12 protein-coding genes and 1 tRNA gene are annotated in these 14,029 nt (G+C 58.6%); 9 read left to right on the top strand and 4 right to left on the bottom strand.

The window, feature by feature from the left end; all coding sequences use genetic code 11:
• Nucleotides 1-91: 91 nt before the first annotated feature.
• From Q1A69_RS05815 to Q1A69_RS05805, 3 genes are all read left to right on the top strand, one after another.
• Nucleotides 92-808, top strand: a complete 717-nt coding sequence (locus tag Q1A69_RS05815; protein ID WP_299582471.1) for an alpha/beta hydrolase — start codon at nt 92-94, stop codon at nt 806-808.
• A gap of 214 nt (nt 809-1,022) precedes the next feature.
• Nucleotides 1,023-2,411 carry an MATE family efflux transporter gene (locus tag Q1A69_RS05810; protein ID WP_299582468.1) on the top strand — a complete coding sequence of 463 codons (1,389 nt, stop codon included), beginning with the start codon at nt 1,023-1,025 and terminating at the stop codon, nt 2,409-2,411.
• 86 nt (nt 2,412-2,497) lie between these two features.
• Nucleotides 2,498-3,997, top strand: a complete 1,500-nt coding sequence (locus Q1A69_RS05805) for a succinylglutamate desuccinylase/aspartoacylase family protein (RefSeq protein ID WP_299582465.1) — start codon at nt 2,498-2,500, stop codon at nt 3,995-3,997.
• Between the two features lie 4 nt (nt 3,998-4,001).
• Here the strand turns inward: Q1A69_RS05805 and Q1A69_RS05800 are convergent, their stop codons facing one another.
• Genes Q1A69_RS05800 through hemA form a run of 4 tightly spaced genes read right to left on the bottom strand, consistent with a single transcriptional unit; the run spans nt 4,002 to nt 8,190 of the window.
• Nucleotides 4,002-4,907 carry a cation diffusion facilitator family transporter gene (locus Q1A69_RS05800; RefSeq protein WP_299582462.1) on the bottom strand — a complete coding sequence of 302 codons (906 nt, stop codon included), beginning with the start codon at nt 4,905-4,907 and terminating at the stop codon, nt 4,002-4,004.
• Between the two features lie 37 nt (nt 4,908-4,944).
• On the bottom strand, nt 4,945-5,781 hold the full coding sequence (gene prmC / locus Q1A69_RS05795) for a peptide chain release factor N(5)-glutamine methyltransferase (RefSeq protein ID WP_299582459.1): 837 nt from the start codon (nt 5,779-5,781) through the stop codon (nt 4,945-4,947).
• Nucleotides 5,782-5,833: 52 nt separating this feature from the next.
• A complete protein-coding gene (prfA, locus tag Q1A69_RS05790; protein WP_299582456.1) occupies nt 5,834-6,916 on the bottom strand; it encodes a peptide chain release factor 1 in 1,083 nt (360 codons plus the stop codon).
• The gene (gene hemA, locus Q1A69_RS05785) at nt 6,913-8,190 is read right to left on the bottom strand and encodes a glutamyl-tRNA reductase (RefSeq protein ID WP_299582453.1); all 1,278 of its coding nucleotides are present in this window, start codon (nt 8,188-8,190) and stop codon (nt 6,913-6,915) included. The genes prfA and hemA overlap by 4 nt, the downstream gene beginning before the upstream one ends.
• Nucleotides 8,191-8,423: 233 nt before the next feature.
• Here hemA and Q1A69_RS05780 point away from each other — a divergent pair, with 233 nt between their 5' ends.
• The 6 genes from Q1A69_RS05780 (at nt 8,424) to Q1A69_RS05755 (ending at nt 14,029) form a co-directional block, all read left to right on the top strand.
• Nucleotides 8,424-10,238 carry a tetratricopeptide repeat protein gene (locus Q1A69_RS05780; RefSeq protein ID WP_299582450.1) on the top strand — a complete coding sequence of 605 codons (1,815 nt, stop codon included), beginning with the start codon at nt 8,424-8,426 and terminating at the stop codon, nt 10,236-10,238.
• A complete protein-coding gene (gene lolB, locus Q1A69_RS05775; RefSeq protein WP_299582448.1) occupies nt 10,222-10,860 on the top strand; it encodes a lipoprotein insertase outer membrane protein LolB in 639 nt (212 codons plus the stop codon). The genes Q1A69_RS05780 and lolB overlap by 17 nt, the downstream gene beginning before the upstream one ends.
• Nucleotides 10,861-10,924: 64 nt before the next feature.
• A complete protein-coding gene (ispE, locus tag Q1A69_RS05770; protein WP_299582445.1) occupies nt 10,925-11,827 on the top strand; it encodes a 4-(cytidine 5'-diphospho)-2-C-methyl-D-erythritol kinase in 903 nt (300 codons plus the stop codon).
• A 10-nt stretch (nt 11,828-11,837) separates the two neighbouring features.
• Nucleotides 11,838-11,912 (top strand) — tRNA-Gln (locus Q1A69_RS05765).
• A 364-nt stretch (nt 11,913-12,276) separates the two neighbouring features.
• A complete protein-coding gene (locus Q1A69_RS05760) occupies nt 12,277-13,206 on the top strand; it encodes a ribose-phosphate pyrophosphokinase (protein ID WP_299582749.1) in 930 nt (309 codons plus the stop codon).
• Between the two features lie 202 nt (nt 13,207-13,408).
• Entirely contained in the window at nt 13,409-14,029 is a 621-nt protein-coding gene (locus tag Q1A69_RS05755; protein WP_299582442.1) for a 50S ribosomal protein L25/general stress protein Ctc, read from the top strand.

The following is a 14,029-nucleotide window of genomic DNA, read 5'->3' as shown; positions in this document are numbered from 1 at the left end:
TAGTCGAGCGATCAAGGCATCTGTTACACAGGCCCAAGCTAAGCTTGTTTCTCCGATTCTTATCTCTCCGGATACTGGAACGAGCTAGGCGGTGTTGAATACCTATTTGCTGGTGCATGGTTTATTCCTCGGGGGCTGGTGCTGGGCACCTGTGGCCAGGTTACTGTCTGCCAGAGGGCACCGTGTATTCACCCCCACTCAGACAGGCCTCGGGGAGCGACATCATTTACTCTCCCCCTCTGTAGGCATAGACACCTTTATCCAAGACCTGATGAACGTCATTGAATTCGAGGAATTAGATCGGGTCATTTTGGTGGGCCACAGCTTTGGCGGTATGGCGGCCGCCGGTACTGCCGACGCCCTCCCCAAGCGCATTCGCCATCTCGTTTATCTGGATGGGGCCATCCCCAGTCCGGGCCACGCTTTTGCCGAACAGCTACCAGAGAATATCCGAACAAAACGCCTGGCCGCGGCAAAAGAAATTAACGGCACCCGCTGCTTTTTACCGACAGACCCGGCTCAACTGGGAATCAGTAACCAGGAAACCCTAAACTGGTTGCGCAGACACATGACCCCGCACCCGGTGAAAACTTATCTCGATCCGATTCAATTGCGGCGGGCACCGGAACAGGGGCCAGCCTGCACTTTTATCCGCTGTGCCAATCCCTATTATCCCCCGGCGAATACCAGTGGAGAGCGCGCACAAAAGATTCCGGGATGGCACTACCGGGAAATTGCCGCAAGCCATGGCTGTATCTTTCTTACCCCGCATATAGTTGCGAAATTATTACAGGAAATCCCCCTGTAGCCGCTGGGCGAAAAAACGATTTAAACGTAGAATATCCTGCCTTTTTGGCAACGGGATATCCGTGCTGTACATTCCCATCCAGCCTCCCGCTCTGCTTGGAAGACCCTTTAACCAACCATCGCTTCACCAACTTTTAAAGCCCAGTTTTTGGCTGAAATTGGCTGATATACCACAATCATCGACAGGCACAGCCTGAACAAACCTGGTTTTTCCCTTGCTCAAGATTTACCGACGCGCCATCTCCACCGAACTCTCCCATCTGACTAAACTGGGCGGCCCTCTGGTGGTCAGCAATCTAGCGGTTGTGAGCATGGGGGTTGTGGATACCATTGTCGCCGGCAATGCGGGAGAGGTAGATCTGGCCGGTTTGGCATTGGGCTCCAGCATCTGGGCGGTGTGCGCCGTCACTTTAATCGGCCTGCTCGCCGCGGTGTCTCCGGTAGTGGCCCACCTGCGTGGCGGACGCAACGAGGAGGGTTGTGCGGCCCAATTACACCAAGCCTTGTGGATTGGATTGGTGGGCGGCCTACTAGTACTTCTCGCCCTGCTCGCCGTTCCGCTATGGAGCCAGTGGATCGATACCGAGGAGCCTGTTCGGCAGGTTCTGCAGGGGTACATCCTGGCGCTCACCGTAGGCACCCTACCCTTCGCCCTGGGCACCGCACTGCGCGGGTATTGCGAGGGAATGGGCCAAGTTCGACCAGTGATGCGTATCTACTTGGCTGCCGCCCTACTCAATATCCCCCTCGACATTCTTTTTGTCTTTGGTGCTGGCCCCATACCCGCTATGGGAGGGGCCGGCTGCGGCTGGGCTACCGCTGCGGTCAGCAGTCTTATCGCTGTAGCCCTGTTCTGGCATGCTGCTACAGATCCGGTTTACCACCACCTCAAACTCAAATGGAAGCTCTCCAAGCCCGACTGGCCCACCCTTAAACATCTGCTGGCAGTGGGGCTACCTGTCTGTGTCGGCGCCGGCAGCGAGGTCACCTTTTTTGCCAGCCTGACGATCTTGCTTGCACCCTATGGCGCTGCAATTGTGGCAGCGCACCAGATCGGCATGAGTATCGGCTCTATTTTTTATCTGGTGGCCCTGGCCCTGGCCCAGGCCCTGAGTATCCGCACGGCACATCTGCTCGGCCAGGGCCGCCCCAAAAGGGCGCTATTCGCCGGCAAGGTGGGCATTGGTGGAGGGGTAGTTTACGCTCTCGGCACCGGTGTTTTGTTGATCACCTTCCGTCACGTATTTGTCCAGGCCTACACCAACAATACAGAGATCATCGCTGTGGCCTCTAACCTGCTGTTGCTCTGCGCCGCCTATCAGCTGGTGGACGCCGCCCAGGCAATGGCCTGGGGCGCACTTCGGGGCTACAAGGACACCCGCGTCCCTATGTATATACAGTTGTTTTCCTACTGGCTGGTAGGGCTCACCAGCGCCTATTGGCTGGGGGAAAATTTCTGGGGGGTCTACGGCTATTGGACCGGCGTCTGTATCGGCCTGGGAACCGCCTCTATCTTGCTGGCTCTGCGCCTGCGCCGCACCAGCCGCAAGGCCATTGCCAAAACCTGGGGGCGATCTGGATCACATTCTCAGGGAACGCTTTGACTATACTGGCGCTCCAAGTCCCCAAGCGTGCCGGGCAACAACAATAACCGGCAGCGCCCGCACCAGTAGTTAACCGGAGTTACCGAATGATCCCGCGCCTTTCCCCCAGCAGGCATCGCCGCTTGCTGAGCCTCGCCCTACTTTTGACCGCTTCCCAGGCCTGGGCCTTAAATAATACCGGCGAGGTGCGGGAAAAAACCCGAGATATAGCCCAGGAGAAGGCACAGGAAGAGGAGCAAACGTCGGCAGTTGCCAAGGCGGAAAATTTAAAACTCGACCACCCGGTAATCACCGAGCTCGGCCCGCCCACCGACGCCGCAGATAAACAGCAGAACACCCCGGCCAACACCCAAGAGCCCCCCCTGCCCCGGGCGGAAAACCTGCAGCTGGACCAACCCATCGGCGAGCTAGAGCCTTCAAGCAAAGAGGCGCCATCCAAACCCGCGGTCAATTCGCCAATTCAGCCAAAGCCCCCTGCGGCAGGCACTGTTTCTCTGGAGATGGAGAAAGCCAAGCCTCTACGTCTGCTCGGCGCCGAAGTAGCCCCCGCGACCTCCACCCGTTTGGCCTGGTCTCCCCGCCAGCACTTCGAGGGGGTCTACAGCCCCACCGCGGTATTAGTCGTCAACGGCGCCAAGCCGGGGCCTGTGCTCTGCCTGACCGCCGCCGTGCACGGGGATGAATTGAACGGCGTGGAGACCGTGCGCAGGGTGATGTACGATCTCGATGCAGAGCAGCTCAGCGGCGCCGTGATCGGCGTACCCATCGTCAACCTTCAAGGTTTCCATCGCAGTTCCCGCTACCTTACCGACCGCCGCGACCTGAACCGACACTTTCCCGGAGACCCCAACGGCTCTTCCGCCTCGCGGATTGCCAACTCTTTTTTCCATGAGGTGATCAGCCACTGCAATGCCGTGGTGGATCTGCACACCGGCTCTTTTTACCGCACCAACCTGCCACAGCTGCGCGGCGACCTGAGTAACCCGCGGATTGTAAAAATGACCAAAGGCTTCGGCTCCACGGTGGTTCTGCACAGCGCCGGGGCCAAGGGCACACTGCGACGCGCCGCCGCGGAGGCGGGCATTCCCACAGTAACCTTGGAGGCGGGCGCTCCTATGGTGCTGGACGAACGTTCAGTCAGCCACAGTGTAAAAGGGATTCGCACCCTGCTGAACCAGCTCGGTATGGTGAGCAAATTTCGTCTGTGGGGTGACCCGGAGCCGGTGTACTACAACTCCACCTGGCAGCGGGCCTCCACCGGCGGCATCATCTTCAGCGAGGTGCAACTCGGTGAATTTGTCAGCAAGGGGGCTCTGCTGGGCACCGTGACCAATCCGATTACCAATGTGCGCACGGAAATTCGCTCGGAACACAACGGGCGCATCCTCGGTATGGCCCTAGACCAGGTGGTACAACCGGGTTTCGCCGCCTACCATATCGGCATTCAGGCCCCGCAGGAGCAAATCAGCCAACCTGAGGAGGTGGTCGCCGAGGATACTCCAGCGCAAAAGCCCCAGTCCCAGGCGAGTAAATCGGCTGCCAAATCCAGCGATAATACCGCCGACTTGGAGGGCGACGAGGACTAATCCTCTATTGCGGGCTAGTCACCTTATCGATAATCCTGGGGCTAGGCTGCTCAATGGGCTCAGGCTGCAGGGTGATATGTTCGATATCGAAGCGCTTGATCAGGGTTTCCCGCAAGCGCTCCAACACTGCCGGCCAGGCTGACAGATCATCCACAACAATATGCGCCGACAGAGAGATGGTGCTGGAGTCCAGGCGCCAGATATGCAGATCGTGCACCGAGCGCACACCAATCACGCCCGCCAACGTCTCCCCCACCACCGGCAGGCTCAACTCCCGCGGCACCCGCTCCATCAATACATCCACCGCATCGCGTAATAGGCGCACGCAAGAGAACAGTATCAACAGGCAGATCAGCAGCGACAACAGTGGGTCGATGGGCACCCAGCCGGTAAAATAAATCACCGCGCCAGATATTAGCGCCGCCACCGAGCCCAACATATCTCCCATCACGTGCAAAAGCGCACCGCGTATATTGAGCGTGCGCTCGCCCCGATAGAGTACCCAAGCTGCAATAATATTGATCAGCAACCCGATAAAAGCGATCAGCATCACCGTGCTGCCGTGAACCGGCTGGGGATTGCGCAGACGGTCGATTGCGGCAATGGCTATACCCACCACGATCAACAACATGATCAGGCCATTAGTGACCGCCGCCAATACTTCGGCGCGCCCCCAACCAAAAGACAACTCCCGGTCCGCCGGCTTTTTGGCCAGCACCGCGGCAACAGCCCCGAGTGCCAGGGCGAAAGAATCCGTGAGCATATGGCCGGCATCACTGAGCAGTGCCAGGGAGCCAGACAACCAACCGCCGATAGCCTCCACAAAGGAGAACCCCAGCGTCAGAATCAGAGCAATCAGCAGCGGACGCAAGGCACCGTTGCCATTGCGGTGGTGAACGTGATCGTGCATAGATTCCCTCCCTTTCAACCCTCGGAATACTCGGCCGCTAAACCGATTGTTTGCGCCCCAAGGTAATTCTCTCCCAGCCGGAGTAGTCTCTGCGACTCTCCACCGCACGGTAACCGGCGGCATTAAAAATTTCGCGCACAGACTCGGCCTGTTGCCAACCGTGCTCCACCAGTAACCAGCCCCCCTCCTCCAGAAACTCACCCGCTTCTAGGGCGATCTTTGTGATATCCGCCAACCCCTGACGCTGTGCCACCAGCGCGGAGCGGGGCTCAAAGCGCACATCGCCCTGAGCCAGATGCGGGTCGGCCGCATCGATATAAGGGGGATTACTGACGATCAGTGAAAAGCGCTGAGACGGCAACTGCGAAAACCAGTCGCTTGCGAGAACCTGCACATTGGCAAAGCCCAGGTGCAGGCGGTTTTCCTCCGCCAGCGCCAGAGCCGCGGGGGATTTTTCCACGGCGACAATCTGCCAGCCCGGCTGCTCCGAGGCCAACGCCAGGGCAATGGCACCGGTGCCAGTACCCAGGTCGAGGGCGCGCAGCGCCCTTTGCGGACAGAGCGCCAGGGCCGTTTCCACCAGCAACTCCGTATCGGGACGGGGTATCAATGTGGAGGGGGCCACTTTTAAACTGAGCGACCAGAACTCCCGCTCGCCGGTCAGATGCGCCACCGGCTCACCATTTTTGCGCCGCATCAACAGGGCATCAAACGCTTCCTGCTCGGCCGCAGAGAGCTCGTACTCCGGCCAGGTGTAGAGCCAGGTGCGCTCGCGGCCGAGGATATGACCGAGCAGCACTTCGGTATCCAGACGCGCCGATTCACTGCCAGTGAGTTCCACATTGCGGGCGACATTGTTCTTAACACTGCTCATCGGGACAAGCACCCTCTCACAGCGCTCCCGGTTGCGACGCATGGATTCACAATTACTGTCCCATCGCTGCCAGTTGGTCCGCCTGGTGCTCGGTGCGCAATGGCTCGATGACCTCTTCCAAGCCGCCCTGCATCACCTCATCCAGCTTGTACAGCGTCAGGCCGATGCGGTGGTCGGTCACCCGTCCCTGCGGGAAGTTATACGTGCGAATGCGCTCTGAGCGGTCACCACTACCTACCAGGCTGCGACGGGCATCGGAAATTTCCTGGGCCGCTGCGGTTTCCTGTGCGTTATTGAGCTTGGCTTGCAGCAGGGCCATGGCCTTGGCTTTATTTTTATGCTGAGAGCGCTCGTCCTGACACTCCACCACAATACCCGTCGGGATATGGGTTAAGCGCACCGCTGAATCGGTTTTGTTGACGTGCTGACCACCGGCGCCAGAGGCGCGGTAGGTATCCACACGCAGGTCGGCCTTACTGATCTCGATGGCATCGCGCTCATCCGGCTCCGGCATCACCGCTACGGTGCAGGCGGAGGTGTGGATACGCCCTTGGGACTCGGTTTCCGGCACCCGCTGCACGCGGTGCGCACCGGATTCAAATTTCAACCTGGCATAGACATCCTCGCCGGCCACACGGCTGATGATCTCTTTATAACCGCCGTGTTCACCGGCGTTTTCGCTGACAATTTCAATGCGCCAGCCCTGCTTTTCGGCATAGCGAGAATACATGCGAAACAGGTCGCCAGAGAAAATTGCCGCCTCGTCACCGCCGGTGCCGGCGCGAACTTCCAGGAAGACATTCTTGCGGTCATTGGGATCGCGGGGCAATAACAGCGCCTGTAATTCACGCTCTAAAGGCTCCACCTGGGCCTCCGCTTCGCGCAGCTCTTCCTGCGCCATTTCACGCATTTCCGGATCGCTCTCACCTAGCATTTCCCGCGCCGCGCTCATGTCCTCCTGCAACTGCTTGAAGCGGCCGTAGCACTTGACCACTTCTTCCAGTTCCGAGTACTCCCGCGACAGTTCGCGAAACTGATCTTGATCGGAAATTACACTGGCGTCGCCGAGCAGGGCTGATACCTCTTCGTGGCGTTCCTGCAGATTATCCAGCTTGTTCAGTAGGGATTCTTTCATTTGTGTTTTTTCTCTAATTCGGTATCGGCGGGATCGTCTAACCCCACCACTTCGCGGGCGATGCGCAGTCGCTCCAGATCGCCCTCCGCAGTGGCCTTTTTGAGGCTGATGGTGGGCGCATGAATCAATTTGTTAGTGAGGGCGCGGGTCAGTTGTTCCATCAGGCGTCTGGGGTCTTCACCTTTATCCAGCTGCAGCAGCACCCGCTCTAACTCGGCACCACTGATTTGTTGAGCGCGTTGACGGTAACTGCGGATGGTATCCACCGCACCGAGGGCGCGGCTCTCTTTGGTAAATTCCGCCGCGGCACTATCCACAATTTCCCTGGCGGCCTCCGCGGCCCGCTCGCGGGAGCGCATGCCTTCGTCGATCACACCGCGCAGGTCATCCACGCTGTAGAGGTAGACGTCATCGAGCTCGCCGACTTCGGTTTCGATATCCCGCGGCACGGCGATATCCACCATAAACATAGGGCTGTGGCGGCGCTTGCGCAGGGCGGATTCCACCGCGCCCTTGCCCAGGATTGGCAGCTGACTGGCGGTGGAGCTGATCACAATATCGGCGCGGGCCAAGTGTTCGGGAATATCCGCCAACAAAATCGCTTCGGCACCGAAATTCTGCGCCAGTAATTGCGCACGACTCAGAGTGCGGTTGGCCACGATCAGCTGCTTAATACCCTGGTCCAATAAGTGGCGCGCCACCAACTCCACCGTCTCACCGGCACCGATCAGCAGCGCCGTTTGCTGCTTCAGGTCGGTAAAAATCCGCGAGGCTAGAGATACTGCCGCATAAGCGACGGATACCGGATTTTCACCAATCGCCGTCTCGGTGCGCACCTTTTTCGCCACGGTAAACACCCGCTGGAAGACCCGGTGCAATTCGCTCCCCACACTGCCACATTCCCGTGCCACTGCGTAGGCCGACTTAATTTGGCCGAGAATCTGCGGCTCGCCCAGAACCAGCGAGTCAAGGCCGCAGGCCACATGCATCATATGGCGCACTGCCTCCTCTTCGCTGAGGATATAGCTGCAACCTCTGAGCTGATCCAGCGGAACCTGGTGGTAGTGCGCGAGCCACTGCAGCAGCGGCTCCGCTTCCGCATTGGCATAGATCTCGGTGCGGTTACAGGTAGAGAGAATGGCGAGTTCCCGGCATTCGAGCGCCTTGCGCGCATCCCCCAGGGCACCGGGCATCACCTCGGGCGCAAAAGCGACCCGCTCGCGCACCTCAATAGGCGCACTGTCGTGGTTGATCCCCAGGGTAACAATTGGCATAGAGTTCCGTCGGCTAAATCTAGAGGCGCGGCATCCGCATTGGGGGCGCATTTTCACGGGCCGCCGCTTAGCTTGCAAGCTGGTGAGGCGGTTTAATTGTGCGCTGATTTGAGCCGCCGGCCCAGGGCCCACGCTCCAAAAGCAGAATCACGGCTAGAATTATATGGCGATAATCGTTTAAAACACGCCACTCTTACACCGCTTCCCGCAGCAGCAATGTATGGATACGATCTATGCTCCCACCCCGCTACCCAGACTCCCGATACGCAACACCCGCACTGCTCTGTGTGCTCTGCTTGCTCAGCGCCTCATTTCTGAGTGCCTGTACCCAGGTCGCGTCTCATCGTGTAACCAACGGGGATACCTCCCCCGAGGCGCAGGCGCAGCAGCAACCCAGCGCGCAGAAAACAGCACCCGAAGCGGAAGAGCGTGAGGCCCGCAGCTTCCCCATCGAAACGTTCTACACACTGCTGGTTGCCGAAGTCGCCGGTATTCGCGAACAGTACGACGTAGCTTTGGCCAACTACTATCACCAGGCTGAAGTCACTCAGGACGCGGGCGTTGCGGCGCGCGCAACCCGTATTGCGCGCTTTCTTAACGTCCGCCACGCCGCGCTGCGCTCGGCGCAGCTGTGGACTGAGCTGGAACCAGACAACGCCGATGCCCAACTGGCTCTCACCGCCGAGCTGACCCTCGCGGGAAAACTTTCAGAAGCTCTGGTGCACGCGGAGAAAGCCCTCTCGCTCGGCGGCAAGGCCCCGATGCAATCCATCGCCGCCACCGCCATCGGCCAGGAGCAACTCAACGAGGAAATCCGTGCGGAGTTCGCCCGGTTAGCTGAGACATACCCCCAAAGCGACGAGGCATCCATGGCCTACGCCATGGTCCTGCGCAACGCCAAACAATCCAGGCGCGCGCTCTCCCTGGTGCGCCGAATCCAGCAACAGCACCCCGACCAACTCGATGCACCGCTACTGCAAAGCCATCTGCTGGTCGATCTCGACAGGCGCGATGAAGCCATCGAATTGCTGGAGAAAATGGTCCGAATTCATCCAGAGGAAACCCGGCTGCGCCTGCAGTACGCGCGCCTGCTCATTCGCGAGGATCTCACTCTGGCCCGCCAGCAATTTGCCGAATTAGTCAAACAGCGTCCCAATGATGGCAACCTGATCTTGTCCCTCGCCTTGATCCACTATGAAACCAACCAGATCGATGCGGCCAAGCCACTGCTTAACCGCCTCCTGGAGTTGGAACAGCACGAATCGGCGGCACACTTTTATCTCGGCGGCCTCGCCCAGAAGCAGGATAAAACCGAAACCGCCGCGGCACATTTTCAGCAGGTAAAGCCCGGCAACGATTATGTGGAAGCCATCACCAAAGGCACCAAACTGCTTGCAGCCAGTGGCAAACATCGTGAAAACCAAGCGTGGTTTGCCAGACTGCGCGAGCGACACCCCGGGCAGGCAGAACATTTTTTCCTGATGGAGGTCGAATTGCTGCGCAAAAGTGGCGAACCACAAATGGCCCTGCAATTGACGGATCGTGCTCTCACCGCTCTGAGCGACAGTGGCCGCCTGATTTATACCCGCGCCCTCCTCAACGACCAACTCGGCAATGCGGCCGCTTTTGAAACAGACCTGCGCACACTGTTGGAGCGCGACCCGGATAACGCCACGGTGATGAATGCCCTGGGTTACAAGCTGATCGACGATGAGACCCGCCGGGAAGAGGCCCTGCAGCTGATCAGCCGGGCACTGGAGCTGGAGCCTGAGGACCCGGCTATTATCGACAGCATGGGTTGGGTACAGTACCGCTTGGGGAATTACCGCGTTGCGGAAAAATACTTACGCCAGGCCTTAGAAAAGCTGCCGGATCACGAAATTGCCGCCCACTTAGGGGAGGTGCTCTGGGTTCAAGGGGAGCGCGAAGCCGCGCTCAAAGTCTGGAACGATGGCTTGACCGCCAACCCTAAGAGCAAGATTATTCCAGCCGCGATGAAACGACTGCAAATCAAAGAAACACTGGAACAACATGCATCCGAAAACTAACGCCGCTACCCGCAAGCTTTACTTTTTACTGGTGACAGCCCTGGCCGTATTGGTCTCCGCCTGTGCCGGCCAGAAAACCAAAGAGCCGCGCGCAGCGGAGGCGCCCTCGGAAACCGGCGCTCCCACCTCGGTAGCCCAGCTCAAGCATTGGACTATCAAAGGCAAACTCGGGGTGCGCTCACCGGCGGATAACGGCAGCGCTAACCTGACCTGGCAACAGAGCGGCGCACAAAATTTTCGTATCCATCTAAGTGGCCCCCTAGGTGCCGGCACCACGGTAATTTCAGGTTCTGCTGGCGGCGTCAGCCTGGTGCGCGGTAACGAGCCACCGGTGGTTGCCCGCGACGCCGCCCAACTCACCCAACAGACGTTGGGTTGGCCTCTGCCCGCCAAAGAAATGTTCTACTGGGTTCGCGGGCTCCCAGCACCCGGTCCCAGGGGGGCAGAAAAACACAATGGCCACGGCGAACTGCAGAGTTTGCAGCAGTCAGGTTGGTCTTTGTATTTCAGCAACTATCGCCAAAACGGCCCCTACCTCCTACCGACCCGTATAAAAGCACAAACTAATGCTGCCGCCGGCCCGGTACAGGTAACCCTGGTCATTAAGGAGTGGGGTTTTTAAATGCCCAAGCGCCAGCGTGCAGGTATGATAGGCCCACTTGAATTAATCGGCCCGGCCCCCCTGCATGCTGACGTTACCCGCCCCCGCAAAACTCAATCTGATCCTGCGCATTCTCGGCCGTCGCCCTGACGGCTACCACGAGCTGCAAACCCTCTTCCAAATACTCGACTACGGTGACAGCTTAGATTTCTCGCCGCGCAGCGATGGCATTATCAGCGTGGAGGCCGGTGCGCTGGATATACCCGAGGAAGACAATCTGGTCTATCGCGCCGCGCAACGGCTGCGACAAAGTATCCAGTGGCAAGCCGGCAGTCTTCCCGGTGTACATATTCGCTTGAGTAAAAAACTACCACACGGGGGCGGTATCGGCGGTGGCAGCAGTGATGCGGCCACAACACTGCTGGGCCTCAACCACCTGTGGCAATGTAACTTGCCCATCGAAACCCTCGCAGAATTGGGCAGAGGGCTTGGAGCGGACATTCCGGTTTTTGTACGCGGGCGCACCGCCTGGGCGGAGGGCGTGGGCGAAGAACTCACACCGCTGAGCATCGAAAATCGTCACTATTTAGTGGTGGCCCCAGACTGCCAAGTGAGCACGGCAAAAATTTTTTCCGATTCACGTTTGACAAGAGATTCCGTCGCAATTACATTAGCGGCCCTTCGCGAGGGGCACCCCACTGAAAAGCCACTCGGCAGCGATAGACTGGAAACATTTTCTGGTAATGACTGCCAGGCATTAGTTGAGAGTCTCTACCCTGAAGTTCGCGATGCCAGAGAGTGGCTGCAGCAGTTTGCTCCAGCACACCTCACCGGCACAGGAAGTTGCGTTTTTACAGCCTTCCCGAGTGCGCAAGCGGCCCGATCGGCACTTGCCAGACTACCGCGAAAATGGCAGGGTTTTATTGCAGCCGGCGTGCAGGTTTCACCCGTACATCGGCAGCTCGCGAAATTAACCTCAAGCGATTGAGGAAAGATACTGGGGCGTAGCCAAGCGGTAAGGCAGCGGGTTTTGATCCCGTCATGCGAAGGTTCGAATCCTTCCGCCCCAGCCATTTTCTTTTTACGCAGTGGCACCAGCAAAAAAACCGGTTCCGACATGTTTCAGTCGACACTGACCCAGCCGGCCATGGCCATTCGTAACGGGCTGCAAAAAGCCTATCCCCGAATCCACAAAAACAATGTCGAAGGCAGTCTAGCTTACAAGCGCTTGTCGGCGACCCGGAGGCTCTGCGAACGCCAAAGTAACCACCACCTGGGTGACCTGGGACGGCCTGCGTATTTTTACGCTTCGCCACCCACTTTGTCCCCCACTATAAAAGTGGTGCTATCGCATCCTAACTGCTAGCAAATATTGCCGGCATCTACACTTCAAATCACTTCAAGACAGAATTAAAGGAACTCGCAGTGGCTGACTTAATGGTCTTTACCGGCAACGCAAACCCGGAACTGGCGCAGAAGGTTGTCGACCATATGGCGATCCCCATGGGCGAAGCCACGGTCAAACGCTTCTCCGACGGCGAGATTGCAGTTGAAATTACCGATAACGTACGCGGCCGCGACGTGTTCGTCGTGCAATCCACCTGCCAGCCCACCAACCGCAACCTGATGGAGCTAATTCTATTGGTAGATGCCCTGCGCCGCGCCTCCGCCGGCCGCGTTACCGCAGTGGTACCCTACTTTGGCTACGCCCGCCAGGACCGTCGAGTAAGATCCCAGCGCGTGCCGATCTCCGCGAAGGTGGTGGCCGACATGATGGTAAGCGTGGGTATCGACCGCGTACTGACCGTCGACCTGCACGCGGAGCAGATCCAGGGCTTCTTCGACGTGCCTGTGGATAACGTTTACGGCTCTTCCGTACTGCTCGACGATATCGAGCGCCAGAAGTACCAGAACATGGTGGTGGTATCCCCGGATATCGGTGGTGTTGTGCGCGCCCGTGCCGTGGCCAAGAGCCTCGACTGCGACCTGGCCATCATTGACAAACGCCGCCCCGCGGCCAATGTCGCCGAAGTGATGAACATCATCGGTGAAGTTAGCGGCCGCACCTGCCTGCTGGTAGACGATATGGTCGACACCGCCGGCACCCTGTGCAACGCCGCCAACGCCCTAAAAGAGCACGGCGCCGAGAAAGTAGTGGCCTACTGTACCCACCCGGTTCTGTCGGGCAATGCGATCAGCAACCTGAATAACTCCGTACTGGATGAGCTGGTCGTCACCGACTCCATCCCGCTGCTCGACAAAATGGAAAAAGCCCCGAAAATTCGCCAGCTAACCCTAGCTGCGATGCTGGCCGAATCCATGCGTCGTATCAGCAACGAGGAATCCCTCTCCGCAATGTTCCGCTAGAGCCTCACCGGAGGCGCTCTCTAGCAGCGATCAAAAGTGCCCCGCTCCGCCGGGGCGCTTTGCGTTTAGGTCCGATTCCCGTAGAATACGCGCCCGCCCGGTACTGCCGGGCAATTACTTTTGGGCCAAAAGCCCAATTTACTGAAACGCCAGAGCGGTCCGGTCGCAGGTCTCTCTGGACAGACAACCCGAGGTTTAACCTATGTCTGATATCAAACTGAACGCCATTGCCCGCAGCGATGAAGGGAAAGGTGCGAGCCGCCGCCTGCGTCGCCTGGAAGGCCGTGTACCCGGCATCATCTACGGTGGTGAAGCAGAGCCAACTTCTATCTCTGTTCTGCAGAAAGACCTGTTCAAAACCCTGGAAAACGAAGCTTTCTTCTCCTCCATGCTGACTGTCGATGTTGACGGCAAAGAAGAGAAAGTGATCCTGCGCGACCTACAGCGTCACCCCGCCAAGCAACAGCTGCTGCACATCGATTTCCAGCGTGTATCCGCCACCACCAAGGTCCACGTGAAAGTGCCGCTGCACTTCCTCAACGAAGAAAACTGCAAAGGCGTTAAGGCCGGCGGCATCGTTTCCCACACCCTGACCGAGCTGGAAGTTAACGCTCCTGCCGGCAAGCTGCCCGAGTTCATCGAAGTGGACCTGGCCGACCTGGAATTGGACGCGATCCTGCACATCTCCGACCTGAAACTGCCGGAAGGTGTTGAATCTGCGGACCTGAGCCACGGTGAAGACCACAACCTGGTTGTAGCTTCTATCCACAAGCCTCGCGGCGCCGTGGAAGCTGAAGCCGAAGCTGGCGAAGGCGAAGAGTAA

The sequence above is a fragment of the uncultured Microbulbifer sp. genome (genome assembly GCF_947498635.1).
In the GTDB taxonomy this organism is placed as follows: Bacteria; Pseudomonadota; Gammaproteobacteria; order Pseudomonadales; family Cellvibrionaceae; genus Microbulbifer; species Microbulbifer echini.
This window is presented reverse-complemented; position numbering and strand designations above follow the sequence as displayed.